At 71.4% G+C, this 23,606-nt stretch carries 23 protein-coding genes and 1 pseudogene; 14 read left to right on the top strand and 10 right to left on the bottom strand.

Features of this window, described 5'->3' with window-relative positions:
• Positions 1 to 32: 32 nt before the first annotated feature.
• The 3 genes from AB0K28_RS41560 (at position 33) to AB0K28_RS41570 (ending at position 3,074) form a co-directional block, all read left to right on the top strand.
• The gene (locus tag AB0K28_RS41560) at positions 33 to 1,463 is read left to right on the top strand and encodes an MFS transporter (protein ID WP_364381324.1); all 1,431 of its coding nucleotides are present in this window, start codon (positions 33 to 35) and stop codon (positions 1,461 to 1,463) included.
• A gap of 68 nt (positions 1,464 to 1,531) precedes the next feature.
• Positions 1,532 to 1,906, top strand: a complete 375-nt coding sequence (locus AB0K28_RS41565; RefSeq protein ID WP_345409333.1) for a thioesterase family protein — start codon at positions 1,532 to 1,534, stop codon at positions 1,904 to 1,906.
• Positions 1,907 to 1,919: 13 nt separating this feature from the next.
• Positions 1,920 to 3,074, top strand: coding sequence for an MFS transporter (locus AB0K28_RS41570; protein ID WP_364381328.1), 1,155 nt, complete (start codon positions 1,920 to 1,922; stop codon positions 3,072 to 3,074).
• On the opposite strand, the gene AB0K28_RS41575 is transcribed toward AB0K28_RS41570, so the two are convergent.
• The 4 genes from AB0K28_RS41575 to AB0K28_RS41590 all read right to left on the bottom strand — a co-directional run bounded on the left by AB0K28_RS41575 (position 3,069) and on the right by AB0K28_RS41590 (position 6,731).
• The gene (locus tag AB0K28_RS41575; protein ID WP_364381331.1) at positions 3,069 to 4,577 is read right to left on the bottom strand and encodes a glycoside hydrolase family 13 protein; all 1,509 of its coding nucleotides are present in this window, start codon (positions 4,575 to 4,577) and stop codon (positions 3,069 to 3,071) included. The two genes, AB0K28_RS41570 and AB0K28_RS41575, sit on opposite strands and share 6 nt — an antisense overlap.
• Before the next feature lie 18 nt (positions 4,578 to 4,595).
• Positions 4,596 to 4,976, bottom strand: coding sequence for a globin (locus AB0K28_RS41580; RefSeq protein WP_364381334.1), 381 nt, complete (start codon positions 4,974 to 4,976; stop codon positions 4,596 to 4,598).
• A 10-nt stretch (positions 4,977 to 4,986) separates the two neighbouring features.
• Positions 4,987 to 5,850 (bottom strand): mechanosensitive ion channel family protein, encoded by an 864-nt coding sequence (locus AB0K28_RS41585; protein WP_345388096.1) that lies wholly within the window; start codon positions 5,848 to 5,850, stop codon positions 4,987 to 4,989.
• A 596-nt stretch (positions 5,851 to 6,446) separates the two neighbouring features.
• On the bottom strand, positions 6,447 to 6,731 hold the full coding sequence (locus AB0K28_RS41590; protein ID WP_355420113.1) for a hypothetical protein: 285 nt from the start codon (positions 6,729 to 6,731) through the stop codon (positions 6,447 to 6,449).
• Between the two features lie 275 nt (positions 6,732 to 7,006).
• Between AB0K28_RS41590 and AB0K28_RS41595 the strand changes: the two genes are divergently transcribed.
• From AB0K28_RS41595 to AB0K28_RS41625, 7 genes are all read left to right on the top strand, one after another.
• Positions 7,007 to 8,548: an XRE family transcriptional regulator gene (locus AB0K28_RS41595; protein ID WP_364381339.1), complete on the top strand. Its 1,542-nt coding sequence runs from the start codon at positions 7,007 to 7,009 to the stop codon at positions 8,546 to 8,548.
• Positions 8,545 to 9,033, top strand: coding sequence for a GNAT family N-acetyltransferase (locus AB0K28_RS41600; protein ID WP_345388090.1), 489 nt, complete (start codon positions 8,545 to 8,547; stop codon positions 9,031 to 9,033). Before AB0K28_RS41595 ends, AB0K28_RS41600 begins: the two co-directional genes overlap by 4 nt.
• A 338-nt stretch (positions 9,034 to 9,371) precedes the next feature.
• Positions 9,372 to 10,586, top strand: coding sequence for a DMT family transporter (locus AB0K28_RS41605; RefSeq protein ID WP_364381342.1), 1,215 nt, complete (start codon positions 9,372 to 9,374; stop codon positions 10,584 to 10,586).
• 197 nt (positions 10,587 to 10,783) lie between these two features.
• The gene (locus tag AB0K28_RS41610; RefSeq protein ID WP_364381345.1) at positions 10,784 to 12,502 is read left to right on the top strand and encodes a tetratricopeptide repeat protein; all 1,719 of its coding nucleotides are present in this window, start codon (positions 10,784 to 10,786) and stop codon (positions 12,500 to 12,502) included.
• 31 nt (positions 12,503 to 12,533) lie between these two features.
• Positions 12,534 to 12,986, top strand: coding sequence for a hypothetical protein (locus AB0K28_RS41615; protein ID WP_364381348.1), 453 nt, complete (start codon positions 12,534 to 12,536; stop codon positions 12,984 to 12,986).
• Positions 12,987 to 13,055: 69 nt separating this feature from the next.
• Positions 13,056 to 14,201, top strand: a complete 1,146-nt coding sequence (locus AB0K28_RS41620) for a pyridoxal phosphate-dependent aminotransferase (protein ID WP_364381351.1) — start codon at positions 13,056 to 13,058, stop codon at positions 14,199 to 14,201.
• An 89-nt stretch (positions 14,202 to 14,290) separates the two neighbouring features.
• A complete protein-coding gene (locus AB0K28_RS41625) occupies positions 14,291 to 15,064 on the top strand; it encodes a hypothetical protein (protein WP_345388077.1) in 774 nt (257 codons plus the stop codon).
• A gap of 47 nt (positions 15,065 to 15,111) precedes the next feature.
• On the opposite strand, the gene AB0K28_RS41630 is transcribed toward AB0K28_RS41625, so the two are convergent.
• Genes AB0K28_RS41630 through AB0K28_RS41645 form a run of 4 tightly spaced genes read right to left on the bottom strand, consistent with a single transcriptional unit; the run spans position 15,112 to position 17,597 of the window.
• Positions 15,112 to 15,633 (bottom strand): NUDIX domain-containing protein, encoded by a 522-nt coding sequence (locus AB0K28_RS41630; protein ID WP_364381356.1) that lies wholly within the window; start codon positions 15,631 to 15,633, stop codon positions 15,112 to 15,114.
• Positions 15,630 to 15,968 carry an ArsR family transcriptional regulator gene (locus AB0K28_RS41635; RefSeq protein WP_345388072.1) on the bottom strand — a complete coding sequence of 113 codons (339 nt, stop codon included), beginning with the start codon at positions 15,966 to 15,968 and terminating at the stop codon, positions 15,630 to 15,632. Before AB0K28_RS41635 ends, AB0K28_RS41630 begins: the two co-directional genes overlap by 4 nt.
• Positions 15,969 to 15,990: 22 nt before the next feature.
• Positions 15,991 to 16,623, bottom strand: a complete 633-nt coding sequence (locus tag AB0K28_RS41640; protein WP_355420143.1) for a DUF47 family protein — start codon at positions 16,621 to 16,623, stop codon at positions 15,991 to 15,993.
• 23 nt (positions 16,624 to 16,646) lie between these two features.
• Positions 16,647 to 17,597 (bottom strand): inorganic phosphate transporter, encoded by a 951-nt coding sequence (locus tag AB0K28_RS41645; RefSeq protein ID WP_364381361.1) that lies wholly within the window; start codon positions 17,595 to 17,597, stop codon positions 16,647 to 16,649.
• Between the two features lie 175 nt (positions 17,598 to 17,772).
• Here AB0K28_RS41645 and purU point away from each other — a divergent pair, with 175 nt between their 5' ends.
• Positions 17,773 to 18,627: a formyltetrahydrofolate deformylase gene (gene purU / locus AB0K28_RS41650; protein WP_364381364.1), complete on the top strand. Its 855-nt coding sequence runs from the start codon at positions 17,773 to 17,775 to the stop codon at positions 18,625 to 18,627.
• A 98-nt stretch (positions 18,628 to 18,725) separates the two neighbouring features.
• On the opposite strand, the gene AB0K28_RS41655 is transcribed toward purU, so the two are convergent.
• Positions 18,726 to 20,783, bottom strand: coding sequence for a prolyl oligopeptidase family serine peptidase (locus AB0K28_RS41655; RefSeq protein ID WP_345388066.1), 2,058 nt, complete (start codon positions 20,781 to 20,783; stop codon positions 18,726 to 18,728).
• A 283-nt stretch (positions 20,784 to 21,066) separates the two neighbouring features.
• Between AB0K28_RS41655 and AB0K28_RS41660 the strand changes: the two genes are divergently transcribed.
• From AB0K28_RS41660 to AB0K28_RS41670, 3 genes are all read left to right on the top strand, one after another.
• Positions 21,067 to 21,573, top strand: coding sequence for an HNH endonuclease (locus AB0K28_RS41660; RefSeq protein ID WP_345409331.1), 507 nt, complete (start codon positions 21,067 to 21,069; stop codon positions 21,571 to 21,573).
• 68 nt (positions 21,574 to 21,641) lie between these two features.
• Positions 21,642 to 22,439 (top strand): GNAT family N-acetyltransferase, encoded by a 798-nt coding sequence (locus AB0K28_RS41665; RefSeq protein WP_364381368.1) that lies wholly within the window; start codon positions 21,642 to 21,644, stop codon positions 22,437 to 22,439.
• 18 nt (positions 22,440 to 22,457) lie between these two features.
• Positions 22,458 to 22,667, top strand: coding sequence for a zinc ribbon domain-containing protein (locus AB0K28_RS41670; RefSeq protein ID WP_345409330.1), 210 nt, complete (start codon positions 22,458 to 22,460; stop codon positions 22,665 to 22,667).
• A gap of 183 nt (positions 22,668 to 22,850) precedes the next feature.
• Here the strand turns inward: AB0K28_RS41670 and AB0K28_RS41675 are convergent.
• A pseudogene (locus tag AB0K28_RS41675) lies at positions 22,851 to 23,534 on the bottom strand (serine hydrolase); the annotation flags it as partial.
• Positions 23,535 to 23,606 lie beyond the last annotated feature (72 nt).

Genomic DNA, 23,606 nt, shown 5'->3' on the forward strand with positions numbered 1-23,606 from the left:
CTAGTATTGAAATCTAGAAAGGATAAGGGCCTTTGGCGGCGACCATCCCGACCCTCGGCTACGCCTGGCGAACTCTGTCGGTCGTGAGCCTGGCCAGCGTCCTGACCGGGCTCGGCGGCAGCGCGATCAACGTCGCGCTCCCCGAGATCGCGCGCAACACCGGCGCCGACGCCACCGCGGCGAGCTGGATCCTCCTCGGCTACCAGTTGACCACGACCGTCCTCATGGTGGTATTCGGCAGGCTGGCCGATTTGTTCGGCAGGCGCAGGATGTACCTGCTGGGGCTGGCCACGTACACGGGCGCCGCGCTGCTCGCCGGGCTCGCCCCCAACGCCTGGCTGATCGTCGCCATGCGGGCCGTGCAGGCGGCGGGCGCCGCCATGCTGCTCACCAACAGCGCGGCCCTGGTCAGCGACGCCTTCCCGCGCGAGCGGCTGGGCGAGGGCATGGGCGTGTACGTCGCCTCGTTCTCCATCGCCGGGCTGATCGGCCCCACGCTGGGCGGCGTGCTGGCCGAGAGCCTGGGCTGGCGGTGGGTGTTCTGGTTCAACGTGCCGATCGGGCTGCTCTGCCTGCTGTGGGGGTCGATCACGCTGCGCAGGACGCCGCCCGCCCGGCGCGACGGCGGGCTCGACGGGCCGGGCAGCCTGCTCGTGCTGCTGACGCTGGGCGGGCTGCTGCTGGCGCTGTCGGAGTTCACCAGGCTCGGCTGGCAGCATCCGCTGGTGCTCGGCGGCGCGGTGGCCTTCGTCGTGGGGCTGCCGCTGTTCGTGCTCAGGGAACGCAGGGCCGCCCACCCCGTGGTGGACATGAGCCTCTTCCGCGAGCCGTCCTTCGCCTTCGGGACGCTCGCCTCGTTCCTCAACGCCGTCGCGCGCATGGGCATGGTCTTCCTCGTCGCGCTCTACTTCCAGGCCGTCCGCGGGGACGATCCCGTACAGGCAGGGCTCAAGGTGCTGCCGCTGGCCGTGGCCGCCCTGTGCGCCTCGGTCGTCTCCGGCTTCCTGCAGCGCCGCTTCAGCGCCCGCACCCTCGCCGTGGCCGGGGCCGCGACGACCTCCTGCGGCCTCGCGGTCATGATGGCGGTGATGTCCACGACGATGCCGTATCCGGCCGTCGCCACCGGGCTCGTGCTCATCGGCCTCGGCTCCGGGATCTTCCTGCCGTCCAACAACACCGCCATCCTCGACGGCCTGCCGTCGAACCGGCTCGGCATCGTCAACGCCATGCGGCTCATGCTGCAGAACACCGGCAACGTCGTCGGCACCGGCATGGTGCTGTCGATCCTCGTCGCGCCGCTGCCCGCCGCGCTGCACCAGCAGGTCTTCGCCGGCACGCTCGGCCTGCTCTCCGGCGAGGCCGTCGGGCAGCTCGTCACCGGCTACCGGTGGGCGCTCGGCACGATGGCCGCGGTGTCGGTGCTGACCGTGCTGACCTGCCTGGCCCGGCGCAAGGCCACCTGACGTGGCCCGGTACGGTGGCGGACGTGGACGAACCTTCCCCGGCCCGACGGCACATCTATCCCCGCGTGGTGAGATTCGGTGACATCGACTCCCAAGGTCATGTGAACAACGTGCGCTTCCTCGACTACCTCGAGGACGCGCGGTTCGGCATGTTGAGCATCGACCCGTACAACGAGGGTGTGGAGCCCTTCAAGGGGCTGGTCGTGACGCGTCACGAGATCGACTACCGGCGCCCGCTCGGCTTCCGCGCGGCGCCCGTACGCGTCGAGACCTGGGTGACGGAGATCCGGGCGGTACGGTTCACGCTGCGTTACGAGATCCGCGACGACGAGGACCTCTACGTGACCGCCACGTCGGTGCTCGCGGCGTACGACGTCGAGCGGGCCGCGCCCCGCCGCCTGACCGAGAGCGAGCTGGCCTACCTCAAGCGGTACGCCGAATGACGCGTCCCTGAGCATGAAGCGGTGGTGGATGCTGGCGCTGGGCGTCAACGCGCACGCCAGCGTCACCCTGGGGCTGTTCGGACTGCCCCTGGTCATGCCCGAAATCCTGCGACATTTCGGTGTTTCGCTGCCGGTGGGTGGCCTGATAGGGAACGCCCCGGCGATCGGCATTCTCTGTGCCCTCGTCGCCTGGGGCGCGCTCGCCGACCGGCACGGCGAACGGCTCGTCTTAGGACTCGGCGTCGGCGTGGCCGCCGTGACGCTGGCCGCCGCCGCGTTCGCCGAGGCCACCTGGGCCGTGATCGCGCTGCTCGCCCTGGCCGGCGCGGGCGGCTCCGCCGCGATGGTCGGCGGCGGCCGGATCGTGCTGCGCTGGTTCAGCCCGCCCGAGCGCGGCGTCGCCATGGGCGTGCGGCAGGTCTCCTTCACCCTCGGCATGGCGGCCGCCGCGTTCGTGCTGCCGCCCGTGGCCGCCGCCCACGGGCTGTCCGGCGTGCTGCTGCTCTGCTCGGGGCTCAGCCTGCTGGCCGCCGTGCTGGCCGCGCTCTTCCTGGCCGAGCCGCCGAACGCGGCGCCCGGGAGCAGGGCGGCCGCGGCCGGCTCGCCGTACCGGCAGCCCGCGCTGTGGCGGGTGCACGCCACCAGCGCGCTGCACGCGGTGCCGCAGATCGTGGTCACCACGTACGGCGTGGACTGCCTGGTCACCTCCTACGGCTGGGACGGCGTCGCGGCGGGGCGGCTGTTCGGCGTGGCCGCGATCGGCGGCGCCGTGGTCCGCGTCGCGGCCGGTCGCTGGTCGGACAGGACCGGCCTGCGCATGCGTCCCCTGTTGCTGCTCACGCTCTGGAACCTCGCCGTGCTGGCCCTGCTCGTCGCCGGCGCGCTCACCGGAGCCGCGTTCGGCGTGGCCATGCTCGCGCTCACCTCGGTGATGACCGTGGCGGGCAACGGCCTCGCCTACCTCACGGCCGGCGAACTGGCCGGACCCGGCTGGGCGGGCCGGGTGCTCGGCACCCACAACACCGTCCAGAACACCGTCGCCCTCGTCGCCACCCCGCTCGCCGGCCTGCTCATCGAGGGCACCGGCTACTGGGCGGGCTTCGCCGCCGGCCTCGGCTGCGCGCTGGTCTCGCTGCCGGTCATCCCGCTGCGCGCCGACCGCTCATGACGCGTGGCGCAGCCACACCGCCGTGTCCTGCGGCAGCAGGCCGCGCTTGAGCGGGCCGCTCGTCAGCAGCACCTCGGTGTGCTCGGGCAGATGGACGGGGCCCGTGCCGCAGTTGAGTGCGCAGATCAGCGGACCCCTGGTGAAGAAAAGCACTCCCTCGGGGGAGTCGAGCCACTCCAAGGTGTAAGGAATCTCTCCCGCCAGCGCGCGGCGCAACGCCAGGGCCCGCCGGTAGAACTCCAGCGTCGAGTCCGCCACCCCTTCCTGCTTCTCCACGCTCAGCTCCGCGAACGACTCCGGCTGCGGCAGCCACGGCTCCACCCCGCCCGGCGAGAACTCGTGGGACGGCGGATCGACCGTCCACGGGATCGGCACCCGGCACCCGTCGCGCCCCGGCAGCTCGCCCTTCGACCGGAAGAAGATGGGGTCCTGCCTGGCGTCGTCCGGCAGGTCGGTCACCTCCGGCAGCCCCAGCTCCTCGCCCTGGTAGAGGTAGGCGGAGCCGGGCAGGGCCAGCATCGTCAGCAGCGCCGCCCTGGCCCGCGCCAGGCCCGCGCCGGGGTCGTCCGTGCCGTAGCGGGTGCGGTGGCGTACGACGTCGTGGTTGGACAGCACCCACGTCGCGTACGGCACCGCCGCCAGCGTGTCGTCGATCACCTTGCGGAACGCGGTGGCCGACCACGGCGCCTCCAGCCAGGCGAAGTTGAAGCTCTGGTGCAGCTCGTCGGGGCGTACGTAGCGGGCGAGGTCCTCGGCGTCGTCGGTCCACACCTCGCCCACCGCCATCCGCTCCCCCGGGTAGGAGTCGAGCAGCCGCCGCCACTCGCGGTAGACGCCGTGCACCTCCGGCTGCCCCCACACCGGCGAGACCGAGGTGAACGACTGGTCGCCCACGTCGGGCAGCCCTTCCGCCTTGTACAGCCCCATCGCCACGTCGATGCGGAACCCGTCGACGCCGCGCTCCAGCCAGAAGCGCAGCACGTCCAGGAACTCCTCGTGCACCTCGCGGTTGCGCCAGTTGAAGTCGGGCTGCTCGGGCGCGAACAGATGCAGGTAGTACTGCCCGTCGGGCGTCTGCGTCCAGGCCGGCCCGCTGAAGGTGGACTTCCAGTTGTTGGTGTGGTCGCGGAAGATGTAGCGGTCGCGGCCCACCCCGCGCAGCGCCTCCTGGAACCAGGGATGCGCCGACGAGCTGTGGTTGGGCACGACGTCCACGAGCACCCGCAGCCCCAGCTCGTGCGCCTGCGTCACCAGCGCGTCGAAGTCGTCGAGCGAGCCGAACATCGGATCGACGCCGCGGTAGTCGGCCACGTCGTAGCCGCCGTCGGCCATGGGGGAGGGGTAGAACGGGGTCAGCCAGATGGCGTCCACGCCCAGCCGCCGCAGATAGGGCAGGCGCTCGCGGATGCCGGCGAGATCGCCGACGCCGTCTCCCGAGGCGTCGGCGAAGCTGCGGACATAGATCTCGTAGACGACTGCGTCACGCCACCAGGGGATATCCATGTGGCGTGTCATGCCCCGTTATGTGGGGGAGTTCACCAGGCTGTGGGCCGCGTAGACCAGATAGTCCCAGAGCCGCTTGTCCTGCTCCTCCGGCAGGTCGAGCGAGTCGACCGCGTCACGCATGTGGCGCAGCCAGGCGTCGCGCTCGGGCTCGCCGATGACGAACGGCATGTGCCGCATGCGCAGCCGGGGGTGGCCGCGCTGCTCGCTGTAGGTCTTGGGACCGCCCCAGTATTGGACCAGGAAACCGCGCAGCCGCTCTTCCGCGCCCGTGAGATCGGGCTCCGGATAGAGCGGCCGCAGCAGCGGGTCTTCCGCGACCCCCTCATAGAAGCGGTGTACGAGGCGCCGGAACGTCTCCTCGCCCCCGACGGCGTCGTAAAAGGAGGTCTCTGTCACGATCCCTAGCTTAGGCGCTGCCCACCAGCTGAATGCCCGCGGTGTCGAGCGCCGACTTGACCCGCAGCCGCATCTCGCGCGCCACCTCGGACTGCGCCGACGGCAGCGTCTTGGTGGTGATGCGGAACACCAGCGAGCTGTCGGACAACTGCTCGACGCCGTAGACCTGCGGCTCTTCGACGATCTTGCTCTCGCGCAGCTCGGAGTCGGCCCACATCTCCTCGGCCACCTGCTCGAGCAGCACCTTCACGCCCACCACGTCGGCGTCGTACGCAACGGGGACGTCCATGTACGCCCGCGACCACCCCTGCGACTCGTTGCCTACCCGGGTGATCGTGCCGTTGCGGATGTACCACACGCGGCCGTCGGCGTCGCGCAGCCGGGTGATGCGCAGCGTGACCGCCTCGACGGTGCCCACGGCGGCGCCCGTGTCGATCACGTCGCCGACGCCGTACTGGTCCTCCAGCAGCATGAACATGCCGGCGATGAAGTCCTTCACCAGCTCCTGCGCGCCGAAGCCGACCGCGACGCCGAGGATGCCGACGCTGGTCAGCAGGGGCGCGATCGGGATGGTCAGCCGGTCGAGCACGGTCAGCGCCGCGGTGCCGAGCACCACGATCGAGGCGACGTGCTTGAGCACCGACCCCATGGTCTCTGCCCGCTGCTTGCGCCGCTCGTGCAGCAGCGCGTCGATGCCGTCGGGAGCCGCTCCCTTGCGGAACCGGCTCGTGATCGACCCACCCGTGGCCGCTCGGTTGACCACCCTCGTGATGATCCGGTGCGCGACGTTCCGCAGAACGAAGGCGAGCACGAGGATCAGGACGATGGTTATCGCGCTGGACACCAGGGGCGCCCAGGGCTCGTTGCCGAACACCCTGACCAGGGTAGAGCAAAGGACCGTGTCACTTTGGCAGACAGCGGACATTTGCGTGGTCATCTGATCCACGTCCGGCAGAAGCGACGGAGACGCGGATGGTGGTGCCGGCGTCACCAGCAGTAACACTATGGTGGATCCCCCTCCGGAAGCGGTTCGGTCGCCTATTGGACCGTTTCGATCCAAAAGATACCGCCGACCGAACCGCCCGCCGTCACATCACGCCGGGGAAGACGGGGTCGCCGGCTCTCTGGGCCGCGGAGGGAGAGAGACGGCGCTCCGATGACGGACGGCTCGGAACGGGACACGCACCCGGAAGCGTGTCCCGAGCCGGTTCCGGGGGGGATCCCCCGAACACCCGCCCGGTGATGCGGGCGGGGGTCTGAGAGCCCGTACGGCGGGCGGCGCCGTACGGACGGGCCTCACGGGGAGGCCATGAAGAGGCATGTGACGTGCGGCCGGCCGGAACCGGCGGGGTGACCAGGGGCCCGGGCACGCCGGAGCCCCTCCGCACCGGTCACCCCGCCGGCTCCCAGAAGCCGCCGCGGGTCGCGGTGAGCCGCGGTGGCTGCGCTCCACCCGGATCACCACGCCGTTCACTCACCCGCGACGGCGAGCACGCGGGCGACCTTGTTCGCCGCACCGGCCGGGTCGTCGGCCGTGTGCATCCGGTCGCCCCAGGACCAGCAGTACCACCAGGCCGAGACCTCCGAGACGGCGGCCGGGCGGCACGTGACGTTCTCGGAAAGGCTCGTGGCGTCCGGGTTGATCACCCGGACGAAGGTGCGCCCGCTCTGGGTCCGGACCACTCGTGCGAGCAGCCCGCGAGCGCCGAGTTCGGTCACCAGACGCTCAAGGTGCTCGAAGTTGTCGTCCCCCACCGTTCGTCCCTCCCTTGGGAATCGTTGCCGGTGCGCCAAAGATGGCCCAAGTCAAGGGTTCGCGCAACGGGGCTGTTTGCTCACGGGGAGTCGCTTCTCACTCATGGGTTGTAAGAAACAGTCCTCGGGAGGACGATCCTTAACCGTAGGCTCCCTATCGGCGTTTCCCATCCCGGCGTCATTGCTTCATAGTCATGGGTAGGCGTACAGCGACTTGAGGACTACGCTGAGTCACCAGTTGCGGACCGGTCGAGACTTGCGTGAGAGGGGCCGGGATGTCCGGCAGACAGCACCGAGAGACGGAGATCGCCCGGCGGATCAGGGCCAGGGGCCTCGCCGCCGGGCGCACGTCGGCTCAGATAGCTGATGAGATCCACGAGGCGTGCACGGCGCAGTTCAGCACGACCCGCATCAAGGCGCATCGACTGGCCTACGGGATCGCGCTGGCCGACGTCATCGAACAGGTGAGAGCCCTGTTCGAGCGCGACTCCAAGCCGATGCCCGGCATCGGAGAGACCCTGTTGTCGGCCTACGAGAGCGGGCTGAAACGCCCCGGCCCCGAATACCTGCATTACCTGTGCACGGTCTACCGGGTCGAACCGATCGCCCTGGGCTATGACGCGCCCTGCATCTGCGGCCACGGCCACCGCATGCCGGGCGTCGTCGGCGGTGACTCCAAGGACCGCTGCCAGCAGCAGGATCGCGAGCTGGTGATCAAGCCGATGGAGCCCGAGCCCGACGCCGAGGAGGACGAGAACATCCTCCGGCGCACCCTCTTAAACCTCCTCAACACCGACGCCAAGGGCGCGGAGGTTGACGGTCCGGTGCTGGGGGCGTGCGAGGGCATCCGGCGCAGGATGGACGAGACGCTGGTCTCGGCCACGGTCTCCGCCGCGATGCTCGACCAGTGGGAGGAGGCGACGGTCAGCTTCGGCCGCCAGTACACGACGACGGCGCCGCTGCGGCTGCTGTGCGACGTGCTGCTGGAGCTGAGCGCCGTACGCACGGCGATGTCCCGCCGCCAGCCGATCGACCTGCAGGAGCGGCTGTGCAGGATGGCCGCCCAGCTGTCCGGCCTGAGCGGGATGATCCTCATCAACCTGGGCGATCACCGGCTGGCCCGCTCGTTCTTCCGCACCGGGCGCACCGCCGCCGACGAGACCGGCGACCGGGCGCTGCGCGCGTGGATCTGCGCGCGCGAGTCGCTCGTGCCGCTCTACTTCGGCGACGCCCGCGAGGCGCTCAACCTCGCCAAGAAGAGCCGCGACATGGCCGGCTCCACGCCCTGCCCCGCGCAGGCCATGGCCCCGGTCGTCGAGGCCAGGGCGCTGGCCGCGCTGGCCGGCAACGACAACAAGAAGGAGATCGTCGACCAGGCCAAGCGCGCTCTCGCGCGGGCCAGGAACGCCTTCTCCCACATGAAGGCCGAAGACCGCGAAGACGTCGCCTTCGGCTACACCGAGAAGCAGCTCTACTTCTACCAGGGCGACGTCCTCACCAAGCTGGGCCAGACGCTCGAAGCGGAGGTCGTGCTCGACCAGGCGCTCGGCAAATACGAGGACCACATCCTCGACCAGACGCTCATCCGGCTCGACCAGGCTCAGTGCAAGCTGCTCGACGGTGACGTCCGGGAGGCGGTGGCCATCGCGACCAAGGCGCTCAGCCTGGTCCCCGTCGACTACCTCACCGACCTCATCGTGCGTCCCGCGATCCTGCTCGGCGACCGGCTCAGGGCGGCGAACGCCCCGAACCTCGATGAGTATCTGGCGCAGCTGCGACGGCCCAAACAGCACCAGATGCAAGGGGGCGATGCATGAAGCTGGAGATCAGGCGCTATCGCTGGTCGGATCTCGACACCCTGCTCGCGCTCCACCGGATCTGCCTCGCCGAGGTGGGCCTGGTCCCGGGTGACGGCGTCTACTACGACGACGACTTCCCGCGGATCCAGGAGATCTACCTCGCCTGCGGCGGCGACTTCCTGGTGGGCGAGGTGGGCTCACGGATCGTGGCGATGGGCGGGCTGAAACCCGTCGACACCGCCACGGCCGAGGTCTGCAGGCTCCGGGTGCATCCGGAGTTCCAGCGGCGCGGGTTCGGGGCGGCCATGCTGGCCGCGATCGAGCGGCGCGCGGTGGAGCTCGGCTTCCAGCGCGTGCGCGGCGACACCACGCTCAACCAGGAGGCCGCGCTGGCGCTCTATCAGCGCCGCGGATGGCGTGAGCTCTCCCGCGAGCGGGTCGGCGATCTCACCGTGATCTACGGCGAGAAACGGCTGGTCCCGCGCGCCGTAATAGATCGCTAGCCGGCACCACCCCCTACGGCCCCATCCACCCCCTCCTGGGGCCGCTGCCTTTGACTTTCCCGGCGAAGCCACCCGGGAACACCGGCGTGACATGCCCGCCGGCTGTATTCCGGACATTCCACGGCCTCGGCATTCCAGGCCGTATCCCAAGCAGGAAATGTCCGATCATGCCGTATCGGCCCCCGCGGATAAGGTTGTACGAACCTGCGGGTGAGGCTCTTACCACTGAGGTGTAAGCAAGCCTCACCGGCTGCTCCCTGTACATCTGACGTCGCGAATAGTAGTGCCATGCTTTCTCCATGGCAGGTGTGCCCGCTTCCCGCCCCCTACTGGGAGCCGTGCTTCTGTTGTTCGTCAGCGCCGCATGGGGGTCGGCGTTCCCGCTGATGAAAGACCTCATTCTCCGTTTACCGGTGGAGGATCTGCTCGCCGAGCGCTATCTCCTCGCGGGGCTCACGCTGCTCGCCATCAGGCCACGGGGGCTGCGGGGGATGTCGTGGGGTTCCTGGTCGCACGGCGTGCTGCTGGGGGTGCTGTTCGGGGTCGGGCAGGCGGCTCAGGCGGTGGCGCTGGACAGCCTGCCGTCGGCGGTGTCGGGGTTCGCGGTGGGGTGCAGCGTCATCATCACGCCGATCCTGACGCTGGTGCTGTACCGCCAGCGGGTGGCGCGGCGGATCTGGGTGGGGGTGGTGCTCGCGCTGGCCGGCATGGGGGTGTTCGCGTTCGTCCGCGGCATGAACACCGACGACATGTCGCTGCCGGCGCTGGGGGTCACGCTCCTCGCCGCCGCGCTGTACTCGGGCCACACGCTCTTCCTGGCCCACCTCTCCAAGCGGCCGTCGGGCTTTCCCGCGTACGGGCTGACCACCGTGCAGTTGCTCACCATCGGGGTGCTGACCGGCTGCTTCGCCGTACGCGACGGGATCACCCTGCCGGCCGGCCTGCCCGACTGGACGATCCTCGCCCACCTGTCCGTGGTGTCGTGCGCGCTGGGCTTCCTGGCCCGCTCGTACGGGCAGAAGTACCTGTCGGCGATGCCGAGCCAGATCCTCATGTCGACCCAGCCCGTGTGGGTGGCGGCCATCGCGGTGATCTGGTTCGACGAGCCGATGGGCTGGGGCATGATCGTGGGCGGCGTGCTGATGGGCGGGGCGACGTTGTTCGCGCTACCGTCACGCTCCGTGACGGGAGGTGGCGACGGTGGCCGGCGCCACCTGCTGACGATCGCCCGCAGGGCCGCGCACGTGCTGGCCGAGCAGCGGGTCAAGCGGGAGGGCCGGCTGCGGTTCCAGAGCGGGCCCGTGCCCTATGTCGCCGCCAGCGCCTGTACGGACGCCGCGTCCTGCCCCTGGCAGACCCATTCGCTCAAGGGCGGCGCGGAGCCGAGCCTCGAACGGCTGCTCAACCGGGCCACCCGCATCGTGCGGGCCAAGAACGGGCCTGGGTGCTGCCAGTCGGTCACGCTGCTCGGGCGGTGCCTGTGTGATCTCATGGAGGATTCCGAGCAGCAGGCTCATACCACAGGATTGCAGCGGTGGTTTCGCTCCGAATAGGTTAGACATACCATTCGAAAGGCAAGTGCATTTTATCCATTAGCCTCCCACTTATTCGGAATAAACCTTGCTATTCGGTGGGGTGCCCTAATAATGGGTGATTGACCCCGAGTGGAGAGGCACGTTATGAAGCGCATCGTCGTCCGCAAGCCTGGTACCGCGAGGCTCGCAGGGACCTCCAGCGTCATTCACAAGGGGTGACTGAGGAGAGGTCCCACCTCAAGGTCCTGGGCGATCCACCCGTCCTCACCGGGGCCGCGCGGCCTAAGATGCCGATGATCGACGCGCATCGACGGCCGCGCGGCCCCTACGCCTTCGCCGCCGCCCTGCTGAGCCACCTGGTGCCGGCGGCCCTGCGGGACTTCCCCGATCTGGTGGCCGCACACGACATCGAGATCCTGGCGGCGGCGCCCGAGCTGGCCGGCCTGGTGAAGGCGCGGGTCAAGGCACCGAGGGGCACGATCGACGCCGGGCTCACCGACGAGGAGCGCATCCTCGTGCCCGCGCCCCGCCGTACGCTGCGGCTGGCCAACGGGATCGCCGAGTTCGTCCGCGACGCCGTGCCGCCGGGGTCGTCCGTCGTGGTGTGCAACGCCGCCGCCGCCGACCCCACCGACACCGAGCTGATCGACGTGCTGATGCGGCGGGTGCCGCCCGCCATCCTGGCGATCACCCTCTACTCCGGCGGCCCTGAACCTCCGCTGGATCACCGCGACCCGGGCGAGCTGTGGGAGCTCGTGGACCGGTGCATGCGCGAGGGGTTCCTGCACGCCGTGGCCGAGCTGGGCGAGCTGGGCATGGCGGCCACGGAGCAGGGCGGCGACCTGTGGTGGCGCTTCGCGCAGCGCACCGCCACCGCGCTCGGCGGCCTCGGGCGCACCGCGCAGGCCCGCGCCCTCTGGGACCGCGTCCGCCTGGCCAGCCAGGACCCGGCCATGCACGCCGCCGCCGCGTACGGCACCGCCATGCTCGACGCCCGCCACCCCGACCCCGCCCGGCGCGACCTGACCCGCGCCCGCGCCTGGCTCAACCTCGCCATCGCCGTCTCCCGCCTGCTGCCCGACCCCGCAGAACGTGCCTTCAAGCTCGGCTTCGACCGCAACGGGCTGGCGCTCGTCGAGCTGCGCGAAGGCCGGGCGGACGCCGCGCTGGCCCTCGTCGAGTCCGCCATCGAGCTGGCTGGGGAGCTCGGCGCGCGGCACCCCGTGCACCGGATGGTGCTGCTGGCCAACAGGGCCCAGCTGCTGGCCGGGCGCGGGCAGGTCAAGGAGGCGCTGGAGGACTACGCCGCCGCCATCACCCTCGACCCGGGCTTCCCCGACTACTACCTGGAACGCGGCAACCTGCTCTTCCGGCTCGGCCGCCACGACGAGGCCCTGGCCGACTTCGAGCGCGCCATCGACGCCGGGCCGCCGCTGCCCGAGGGGTACTACAACCGGGCGGAGCTGCGTACGGTGCGGGGCGACACCGACGGTGCCCTGGCCGACCTGGGGCACGTGATCGAGCTCGACCCCTCCTACCTCGACGCCTACATCAACCGCGCGGGCCTGCTGGCCGCGCTCGACCGGGACGAGGCCGCCAGGGCCGACGTCGAGGTGGGGCTGGCGCTCGCGCCCGGCAACCCGCACCTGCTCACCGTGCTCGGCCAGCTGGAGACGGCAGCCGGGCGCCTGGCCGAGGCCGCCGACGCGCTCGACCGCGCCGTCGAGGGCGCCCCCGACCTCGCTGCGGCCTGGGGCAACCGGGGCATCCTGCGCTACGCGACCGGCGACCTGGAGGGCGCGATCGCCGACCTCACCCGGGCCATCGCCCTGCAGCCCCAGCCCGACCTGTACGCCAACCGCGCCGTCGTCCTGCGCGTGCTCGGCCGCCACGCGGAGGCCGAGGCCGACGATCACCGGGCCGCCCAGCCCTGACCTCCGCCGGCCAGGTGGCAGCATGAGGGGCATGACGGGGCGAATCGGGCGGGCCGCGACGGTGTGCGGGGTGCTCGGCGTGTGGTGGTGGGCCAGTGTGCGGCTGGCCTGGACGGGCGTCGGGTGCGCGGACCGGGGATGCCTGGTGCCGTCGATCGCCGTGCTCGTGGTGATCAGCCTGGCCGGGCTGGCGGGAGCGGCGTACGCGCTGGACCGGGTGGACGTGCGGCCGGGGCGGCGGGTGGCGCTGGTCGCGGCGGGGACGTTCGTGGTGATCAGGATCGCGGGGGAGGCCGTGCCGTCGTGGACGTCCACGCTCGCGCACGTGCTGGCGACCGGCGCGGCGTTCGCGGCGGCGGGGGCGCTGGCGGCCCTGATGACGGAGCCGAGGGCGGCGCGTGCGGCGCGGATCGCCGCGATCACCGTCGTGGCCGCCCTGATACCCGCCGCGCTGGCCGCCGCACTCACCCTGTACGACCTGTGACCCCTTGACAGCAGCTCCCTGATGACGGACGTTCCGTATACGGAACCCTTCCTTCACGGAGGTGCTGCCATGCGCCCCAACTCCCGTTTCGCGCACGTCCAGCCGTTCGACATCGACCGGGTGGCGGCCGAGGCCGGCGCCGACCCCGACGTCCTGCGCCTGGAGAACCTCGACACCGACGTCCCGCCGCCACCCGCCGCCGTCGAGGCCACCCGGAGGTCGCTGGAGGAGGGCACGGGCAACAGCTGGCTGCCCTTCACCGGCCTGCCCGAGCTGCGCGAGGCCGTCGCGGACGACCTGCGGCGGCGCACCGGGCTCGGCTACGACCCGCTGCGCCAGATCACGATCACCTCGGGCGGCACGTCGGCGGTCATGCCGGTGCTGCTCGCCACCACCGAGCCCGGCGACCCGGTGGTGCTGACCGACCCGACGTACGCGGGCCTGCTCCAGCGCGTCCGCCTGTCCGGCGCGAGCCCTCATCTCGTGCCGCTGCGCGTCCACGACGGCCACTGGCGGCTCGACCGCGAGGCGCTGTCGCAGGTGCGGACGGCAGCGGCGCTGCTGCTGATGAGCCCGTCGATGCCGTCGGGCGTGGTGCTCGACCATGACGACTGGGCGGCGGTGGCGGAGGTGTGCGAGCGCACCGGCGCGTACCTGATCTACGACGCGGCCATGGAGCGCATCGTCTTCGACGGCCACCCACTGATCAACCCGTGCCGGGTGGACGGCCTGGGCGAGCGGACGATCATCATCGGCTCGATGTCGAAGGAGTACCGCATGATCGGCTGGCGGATCGGCTGGGTGGCCGGCCCGGCCGGCATCATGTCCCGGATCATGGTCGCGGGCATCTACAACACGACCGTGGCCAGCGGTTTCCACCAGTTCGGCGCCGCCGCCGCGCTCAGGGAGCCGTCCGGGGTCGCCGAGGCGGTGGCCGAGTACCAGGCGCGCCACGAGACGGTGGCCGCGCAGCTCGCCGACCTGCCGCTGGTACGGGCCGGCGGCGGCTGGTCCTGCCTGGTGGACGCCGAGGCCATGGGCCTGTCCGCGCCCGAGCTGTCGGCCCGCCTCCTCGAACGCGGCAGGATCGCCGCCACCCCCATGACGGCGTGGGGCGAGCACGTGGCGCCCCGGTACGTCCGTCTGGTCTTCAGCAACGAGCCCGTCAAGCGCCTGTCCGAGCTGCGCTCCCGCTTCGCCGCCGCCCTGGAGTGAGGCCCTGGAATGAGGCTCTGGAGTGAGGTCCCGGAGTGAGAGCGCGCGGCATGGCGGGAGCAGGCGGCCGGTGGGTCTACGGTTGGCGGGTGAGTTTCAACGAGCTGCTCGACGGCCTCGATCACGGCGCCGGCGCGCAGGCCGCGGGCATCAGGCGCGGCTACGGCGGGCCGCCGCCCCGCACGGTCGCGGTCGGCTCAGGGCTGACCAGGCTGCGCTGCGCCTCCCTGCTCAAGCCGCTGTACGCCTGGGTGGCGGCCGGCCGCATCGCCGACGCCGAGCGGTGGCGCAGGCACGCCGAGCCCGCGGTCGTCGTCTCCTCCAACACCGACACGCTCGGCCTGTGGCTGTCGGTCGGGCCCCGCGTCATCCTCGACGACCTGTGCGAGCGCACCGGCGTGCGCTGGGAGCCGCCCAACGGCGACCCGTCGCGGTTCGGCTCGGTGGAGGTCGCGGCGGGCGAGGTGGCCGCCGCGTACGCGGTGCTCGCCCAGGCCGCCGCGACCGGCGACCCGGTGGCGGAGGCGGTGCTCGGCTGGATGGCGGAGGTGCCCGACTCGCAGACGTTCGGTGCCCGCGTGGCCGTGGGCCGGCCCGGCGCCGCGGTCAAGTGCGGCTGGTACGGCGGGCCCGACGAGACGTGCCTGCGTACGCACGCGGTGGCGGTCCTGCCCCACGGGGGCAGCAGGGCCAGCGTCGTCGTCGCGATGACCGCGCTGCCCTACACCGACGCGCACGAGCGCGAGGTCTACCGCGAGCGCGTCACCACGGGCCTGTCGGTGGAGGACCGCCACGAGAAGGTGGCGGGCGAGCTGCTGCGCGGCCTCATGACGCGGACGATGGCCGAGCTGGGCCACGGCTGACCGCGCCCGGACCTGAGCTCGCCGGGGGCCGCGGGAGCCGCTGGGCCTCAGGCTCGCCGAGGGGCACGGGAGAGCCGCTCGGCCTCAGGGTCATCGGGGCCGCGGGAGAGCCGCTGGGCCTCAGGGCCACCGGGATCGCGGGTGAGCAGTGCGACGATTTCGGCGAGGTGCGGCGGGTCGACGGTTACGGGCAGTTCCTCGGCCCACAGGTGACCGAGCAGGCCGGCCTGCTCCTCGTCGGTCAGCGCGCCGGGCACCACCTCGGGGCGGGCCTCGTCGAAGCGGGCCAGGTAGAACGGCTCGCGCCGGACGTAACGGACACCGAGCCAGGTGAAGTCGCGTTCGACCTCGACCATCCGCCCCGACACCGCCGCGCCGGGCAGCCCGGTCTCCTCGGTCAGCTCGCGCCTGGCGGCGTCGAGCGGCGTCTCGCCGGGTTCGAGCCGGCCGCCGGGCGGCTCCCAGAGGTCGGCGCCGGCGACCCGGTCGTACCAGTGCATGAGCAGCACCCGGCCGTCACGGTCGAGGCAGACGACCCGCGCGGCGGGAGTGTCCTGGACGTCGCTCACGGCCCCTCCTCGCCGACGACCAGCGTCAGCAGCCCGGGGAACCGCTCGTCGAACTCGGCCCGGCGCAGCCGGTTGAGCCGCCGCGCCCCCTCGTCGCGCTGCTCCAGCAGCCCGACGCCGCGCAGCACGGCGAAGTGGTGGCTGAGCGTGGACTTGGCGACCGGCAGGTGGTTGAACGTGCCGCAGGCCCGCTCCCAGTCGGGCACCCCGGCCAGCTCACGCACGATGCGCCGGCGGATCGGGTCGGCGAGCGCGTCGAGGGCGGCCTGGAGCGTGACCTCGGCGGGCGCGGTGTGCGTGAGGCCGCGGGTCCTGCTCCGGACGTGTTGTTCCATGTCAGTCGAACATCCTACCTGGTCACCGTTTCATGGCGCCGTCGGCGATCGCGTCCGCCGCCTCGCCGATGGCCACGCCCACGATCTCCAGCCGGCGCACCAGCTCGCGCTGCTTCATGGCCTCGGCGGTCAGTTCGCCGGAGAAGATGCGGGAGATCTCGTACTGGTACATCCGCCTGATCGCCCCGCCCGCCTTCTTCGCCTCGAGCGCGTCCTGGGCGACCACGGACGGCCGGGAGGCGAGGTCGCGCACCGCGTTCTCCAGCGCGTCGATGCCCACGATGACCTGGTCGAGCAGGGGAGTGAAGCGGATCTGGTCGGGCACCCGGTAGAGGTGCGACTCGCGGACGAAGTCGCGCAGCGAGTCGAGCACGTCGTCGATCGAGCGCGAGAGCCGGAACAGGTCCTCCCTGTCGATGGGGGTGACGAGGGCGGTCTTGAGCTCGTCGATGAGGCGGGCCCGCTCCTCGTCGCCGAGGTGCTCGATCGAGCGCATCTGCTCGTGCGCGCCCGTCCTGCCGACCTCACCGCCGATCATCGCCATGGCCAGCCACGCGCCTTCCTTCGTGGCCTCGAGCTGGCCCAGCAACGCCTCGGTGAGCGCACTGTCCATGCGCCCGGTCATGAGGTCCTTGATCCGCCTCAGTCGTTTCACGGCACCCCCCACTAAGAAGACCGTCACGTCCACCTCACGCCCGCGAATCCCTTCATCAGAAGAGCGAGTCCCCAGCCGAGGAGCCCGCTGGCCGGCAGCGTCAGCAGCCAGGCCGCCACGATCTTGCCCGCGGCGTACCAGCGCACCCGCCCGCCGCCCTGCGCCACGCCCGCGCCGATGAGCGCGCCCGCGATGGCCTGGGTCATGCTCACCGGCATGCCGGCCGCCGCCGACGCGATCACCGCCGTGCCCGCCGACAGCTCGGCTGCCACGCCGTGCGCGGGCCGGGAGACGATGATCTCCCTGCTCAGCGTGCGGCCGCCCCTCGGCAGCCCGTACATCGTGCCGATGCCGAACAGCGCGGCGACGAGCACCGTGTACGTGACCGGCGCCCCGCTGAACCCGGCCGCGACCATGAACACGGCCAGCATCTTCTGGGCGTCGTTGGAGGCGTACGCCAGCGTCTGCAGGAGGAACCCGGCCCAGTGCCAGCGCCACAGCCCGCGGGCCGTGGTGGCGGCGACCAGCACCCGGATCAGTACCCACGCCAGCAGCCCGCCGACGATCGGCGCCGCGACGCCGAAGACCAGCACCAGAGCGACCGAGCCGCCGTTGACCGGCAGCCCCCAGCCGAGGCCGGCCCCGGTGAGCCCGCCGACGACGGCCAGGGTGAGGCTGGTCGGGCGGCCCTTCGCGCTGAGCGTTGTCACCACGATGAGCGCCGCGATGACCGCGATGGTCATCGCGATGCGCGCGCCCGGCTCGTCGAAGGAGGCCAGCCGGTTGACGAACGTCAGCGCCACCTGATGGGTGAGCAGCGGCACGACGGCCACGGCCACGACGAGGACGAGGACCCCGGTCACCGGTCGCACGGTCGGCAGCTTGAGCCCTGTCGCTACGAGCGCGCCTCCGTCATTGATCCCTGACACGACGGCGAAGAGACCGGCCACCACGAACAGTACGACGGCTTCCAAAGGCACATGCTCCATCTCCGCCCCGCCTGCCTGCGGCGGGACACCATAGAAGTCACCTACGGTATCGGGCCGGGTTGCAACCGACTAACTACCCTGAAACGCAAGTAACAGCATCACTGCTCGAAGACTTCCCAGGTACCCTCGACGTGACCGCCCACAGCCCGAGAGTGAAGCGATGACCAGCCCCGCCGAATACATCCTGACGCTGTCCTGTCCCGACCGGCCCGGTGTCGTGGCCGCCGTCTCCGGCCTGCTCGCCGGACGCGGTTGCAACATCATCGAGAGCCAGCAGTTCGGCGACAGGGTGGGGCAGCGCTTCTTCATGCGCGTGCAGTTCTCCTCGCCGCTGGGCGAGGACGACCTCAACGCCGCGTTCGCCGCGCTGGCGCCCGACTTCGCGATGGAGTTCAGGCTGCGCGACGTCGCGCGCAAGCCGCGCGTGCTCATCATGGTGAGCAGGTTCGACCACTGCCTCAACGACCTGCTCTACCGCGTACGGTCGGGCGCGCTCGACATCGAGATCGCCGCCGTCGTCTCCAACCACCCCGACCTGCGGCCGCTCACGCAGTCCAACGGCGTCGACTACCACCACCTGCCGGTCACCCCCGAGACCAAGCCGCGCCAGGAGGCCGAGGTGATGGCGCTGGTCGAGCACTATCAGGTCGATCTGGTGGTGCTGGCCCGCTACATGCAAGTGCTGTCGGAGGAGCTCTGCGCGAAGCTGGCGGGCCGGGCCATCAACATCCACCACTCGTTCCTGCCGTCGTTCAAGGGCGCCAAGCCCTACCACCAGGCGCACAACCGCGGCGTCAAGCTCATCGGCGCGACCGCCCACTACGTGACGGCCGACCTCGACGAGGGCCCGATCATCGAGCAGGAGGTGGTCAGGGTCAACCACAGCCACTCGCCCGAGGACCTGGTGGCGATGGGGCGCGACGTCGAGTGCGTGACGCTGGCCAGGGCGGTCAAATGGCACGCCGAGCAGCGGGTGCTGCTCGACGGCCACAAGACGATCATCTTCCCGCGCTAGGGCCGGTACGTCCCGAAGAACCAGGGGTCGGTGCGGGTGTACGCGAGGAGGGGGCGGCCTCGACGATGACCGTCCCCAGCTCGCTCATGCCTTCGAGGCTATAGCCCGGTGTGCTTGGCGAGGAAGGTCAGCGTGTCGGCCCACAGGTCCGCCGACCTGCTCACCGCGCGGGCGCCGTGGCCCACCTCGGCCTCGTTGCGCAGCAGCACCGGCCGGTCGGACGTCGAGGCGTGCTGCAGCGCCGCGCACGTCTTCCACGCGTGCAGCGGGTGCACCCGGGTGTCGGACTGGAAGACCGTGAACAGCGTCGCCGGGTAGGCCACCTGCTCCTTGACGTGGTGGTAGGGCGAGTAGCCGTGCAGCCAGCCGAACTGCTCGGGGTCGTCGGCCGAGCCGTACTCGACGTTCCAGGTGGCGCCGAGGCCGAACTTCTCGTACCTGATCATGTCGAGCAGCGGGGCCGAGCAGACAACTGCCGCGTACAGGTCGGGGCGCTGCGTCAGCGCGGCGCCCACCAGCAGGCCGCCGTTGGAGCCGCCGGAGATGCCGAGCTGCTCGCGCGTGGTGACGCCGGTGGCGATGAGGTGCTCGGCGGCGGCGTGGAAGTCGTCGAACACGTTCTGCTTGTGGGCCAGCATGCCCGCGCGGTGCCACTCCTCGCCCTCCTCGCCGCCGCCGCGCAGGTTGGCGATGGCGTAGACGCCGCCGGCCTCCACCCAGGCGAGGACCGTGGCGGAGTAGCCGGGCGTCATGGACAGGCCGAAGCCGCCGTAGCCGTAGAGGATGGTGGGCCGCGGGCCGGACGCCTCGCCCTCGGGCGAGATGATCAGCATGCGGACGTCGGTGCCGTCCTGTGAGCGGTAGACCACCTGCTCCGTACGGACCGGCGGCACCTCCACCACGCCAGGCGAGGCCGCCCACAGCGTGGTCTCGCCCGTCCGCGCGTCGTAGCGCTGCACGGTGGGCGGCGTGGTGTTGTCGGTGTAGCCGAACCACGCCTCGTGGCCGCCCTCGGGACGCTCGACGATGCCGCCGATCGAGCCGAGCCCCGGCGTCGGCACCTCGCCGACGCGCTCGCCCGTCGCGAGGTCGTGCACGGTGATCTCGCTGATGGCGTGGCGGGTCCAGCCCACCAGCATGACCGGGCGGTCGAGGTCGTCGAGGATCGCGAAGTCGGTCAGCACCGCCTCGGGGTCCTCGGGGATGAGGTCGCGCCAGCTCTCGTAGCCCGGCTCGGCGGGGTCGGTGACGCAGACCCGGCCGCGCGGCGCGTCGCGGTCGGTGTGCACGTAGAGCCGGCCGTCGCGGCCGAACACCAGCCCCGTCTGCGCGTCCACGCCCTCCTGCACGACCCGCAGCTCAGGCCGGTCGATCGGCGACTCGGTCAGGTCGGCCACCCACAGGTCGTTGCGCGGCGCGGTGCCCTCGGACGCCGACACCTGCAGCCAGCGGCCGTCGCGGGAGACCGAGACGCCGTAGTAGTTGGTCATCTTCATGCCCTGACCGAAGATCATCACGTCGTCCTCGGTGGAGGTGCCGACGCGGTGCAGGTAGACGCGGCGGTGGAACTGCCGCTCGTCCTCGGGCACCTCGATGCCGGGCAGCCGGCGCACGTAGTAGAACGCCTCACCGCCCGGCAGCCACGCCACGGGGGAGTAGCGGCAGCGGTCGATCGGCCCCTCGACGCGAGCGCCCGTCGCGACGTCGATCACGTAGAGCACCGACTCCTCGTCGCCGCCCACCGAGATCTGGTACGCCAGCAGCCGCCCCTCCTTGTCGGGCTGCACCGCGTCGAGCGTCGTCAGCCCCGACGGGTCGAGCTCCATCGGGTCGATCAGCGCGCGCTCGGTGCCGTCGGGATCGACCACGTAGTAGACCGCGTGCTCCTGGTCCGGCGTGCGGCGGGAGAAGAAACGACGCTCGCCACGCCAGACAGGCGCGCCCACGGAGCCCGACCTGAGCAGCTCGGCGATGCGGCTCTTGAACCGCTGCGGCCCCCGCTCCCTGGCATAGAGCTCGGCCTGCGCGTCCAGCCATCCCTTGGTCTCGGGGCTGTCCGGGTCCTCGAGCCAGCGGTAGGGGTCGGGGACAGGGGTTCCGTGCAGGATGTCGACGGTGTCTTCGCGGCGTGCGCTCGGGTACGGCTCTCGCGTCATGGACCGAACCCTACTGCCAACGGGCATGCGTAAAGTGCTGGTCGAGCGGGCATAAAACGTACCGTGCGTCCCTCTGGTCATTCCGGACAGAGATTTTTGGGGTGGCGGGGACCGCGGTGCAAACGCCAGACTTGGTGACAGGACGGTGCCGTGGTGACCACCCGTCGGACCGTCCGGCGGAGGTCCACGTGACGGAAGCACGAGTGCCCCAGGAGGGGCCGACAGCCGGGACATGCCACGGCATGTCCCCTTTGATACGCGCGCAGCAGGGAGAGGCCCGATGATGCGCCAGGTCCTGCTGCTGAATGCCACCTACGAGCCGTTGACCACCCTGTCGCTGCACCGGGCGATCGTCCTGGTGCTGCGTGACAAGGCCGAGGTCGTCCACCGCGACGGCAGGGGAGCGGTGCTGCGCTCCGCGAGCCGCACGCTCGACGTGCCCTCGGTCATCAGGCTCCGGAGATATGTCCGCATCCCTTACCGTTCCCGCATTCCGCTGACCAGGGCCGCCCTCATGCGGCGCGACGACTACCGCTGCGCCTACTGCGGGCAGAAGGCCGAGACGATCGACCACGTCATCCCCCGGTCACGGGGCGGCGCCCACACCTGGGAGAACTGCGTCGCCTCGTGCACCACGTGCAACCACAGGAAGGCCGACAAGTATCTGGAGGAGCTGGGGTGGACGCTGCGCGTGCACCCCGCGGTGCCACGGGGCGCCCACTGGCGGCTCATCGGCGCCTCGCTCGTCGGCGACCCGCAATGGGCGCCCTACCTCGAAGCGGCCGCATGAGCCGGGTGTGAAACGGCGTCGAGTGCGGCGTTGATGGTGGCGGCCACCGCCTGACAGCATGGACAGGCATGTGGACCTTCACCTCCGACGTCGAGGCGTACGCCGCGGTCGCCGAGCCGTTCCTGCTCGGCGACCCGGTGCGCAACACCGTCCCGCTGACGGTGCTGGCCGGTCTGCGGGCCGGCATGCCGGCCAAGGATCCACTCTTCGGCTGGTGGTCGGCCGGCGGCGAGGTGCGCGGGGCGGTCTTCCGCACGCCGCCGCATCCCGTCGGGCTCTTCTCGGTGCCCGTCGAGGCGGTCGCCCCGCTGGTGGACGCGCTCGGCGGCGACCTGCCGGTGCTGGTCGGGCCGCTCGACGTGGTCGACGCGGCGGTCCGGCTGCTCGGTCAGCCCGCGCGGGTGGTGTCGGAGCGGCTCTACCGCCTCGGCACGCTCACCGTCCCCGACGTTCCCGGCCAGGGCCGTGCCTGTGTGCCCGGCGACTTCCCGCTCCTGGTGAGCTGGTATCACGCCTTCGGCGAAGAGACCGGCATGCCGGAGGGCGACGTCGTCGAGCGGGTGGCCAGGCGGCTGGCGGGCAGGGAGCTGTTCGTGTGGGAGGACGAAGGCGCGCCCGTCTCGCTGGCCGGGCTCTCGCCGTCGTGCGGCGGGGTGTGCCGCATCGGTCCCGTCTACACGCCGCCCTCACGCCGCCGCCGCGGTTACGGCGCCGCCGTCACGGCGTACGCCAGCCGTACGGGGACGGACGAGCGCCAGGCGCAGGTCGTGCTCTTCACCGACCTTGACAACCCCACCAGCAACGCCATCTACCAGGCCATCGGCTACGAACCGGTCGGCGACTACGGCCATGTCGTCTACGCCTGACGCGGTTACCATGGCTGCATGCCGCGTTACGACTTCCGGTGCCGCGCCTGCGGCTCCACCTTCGAGGTGTCCCGTCCCATGTCGGCCTCCGACGCCCCGGCCGCCTGCCCCGAGGGGCACGACGACACGGTGAAGCTGCTGTCCACCGTCTCGATGACGGGCAGCGCCGCCGCGCCCAAGGGCGGCGGTGGCGGTGGCTGCTGCGGCGGTGGCTGCTGCGCCTCCTAGCCCCGCCCCACCCGCCGGCGGCTGTTCCGTGAGGGCGGTGACCGCGATTCTCGACAGTCGTTCGATCGTCGTGACGCCCGCCTCCATGGTGGGGCTGCGCTCCGACAGCACGGCGATGAGCAGGTCGTGGCCGGGGACGATGACCCGGCCCACGCTGTTGACCGTCCACAGCCCGTCGTGCCGCGCGGCGGGCAGCCAGCCGTTCTTCAGCGCCACCTCGCCGCCGGCCGCCGCCGCGCTGACGCCCCATGCCTGCGCCGGCTCCACCGACGACATCAGCTCCAGCGCGTAGCGGCGCTCGCGGTCGGGCAGCGGCCCGCCGGGCACGACCAGCCGCTCCAGCACCTCCACCTGGTCGGAGGGCCGGCTGCGCGTGTAGCCCCACGACGTGTCCGCGCCGGGCGTGGTGTGCCGCACGCCCAGCCGGCGCAACGTCCGCGCCAGGCCGGGCGCGCCGCCGATCGCGGCGTACAGCTCGCGGGCGCAGTCGTTGTCGCTCTGCCGGATCATCCGCGAGGTCAGCCGCCGCTCGTGCGCGCTGAGCCGGCGGTCGTGCCCGTCCAGCAGGAACGCCAGCAGGATGTCCACCTTGGCGACGCTGGCCAGCAGGAACGAGGCGCGCTCGCGGAAGGCGTACCTGACGCCCGTCGTACGGTCGTGGACGGCCAGCGCGGCCCTGCCTGGCCGCCCGCCGAGGTAGCGCTCCAGCTTGAGGTCGAGGGCTCGCCACACGTCGGTGGGCGGCGAACCCTCGCCCGGCTCGGGGGCGTGCAGGACAGGAAGGCTCGGGGGCGGCTCAGGCGGCCCCGGGCCGCCTGGGAGGGTGACCAGCAGGGCGGCGAACAGCGACAACTCCCGTACGCGCATGTGCGGGAGCCTGCCAGCCGTCACCCCAACGGCCGGGGCGAGCGGAGTCAAGCCCCGGCCAGTTCTCCCGGG

This window comes from Nonomuraea sp. NPDC049504, from assembly GCF_040676845.1.
Lineage (GTDB): Bacteria > Actinomycetota > Actinomycetes > Streptosporangiales > Streptosporangiaceae > Nonomuraea > Nonomuraea salmonea.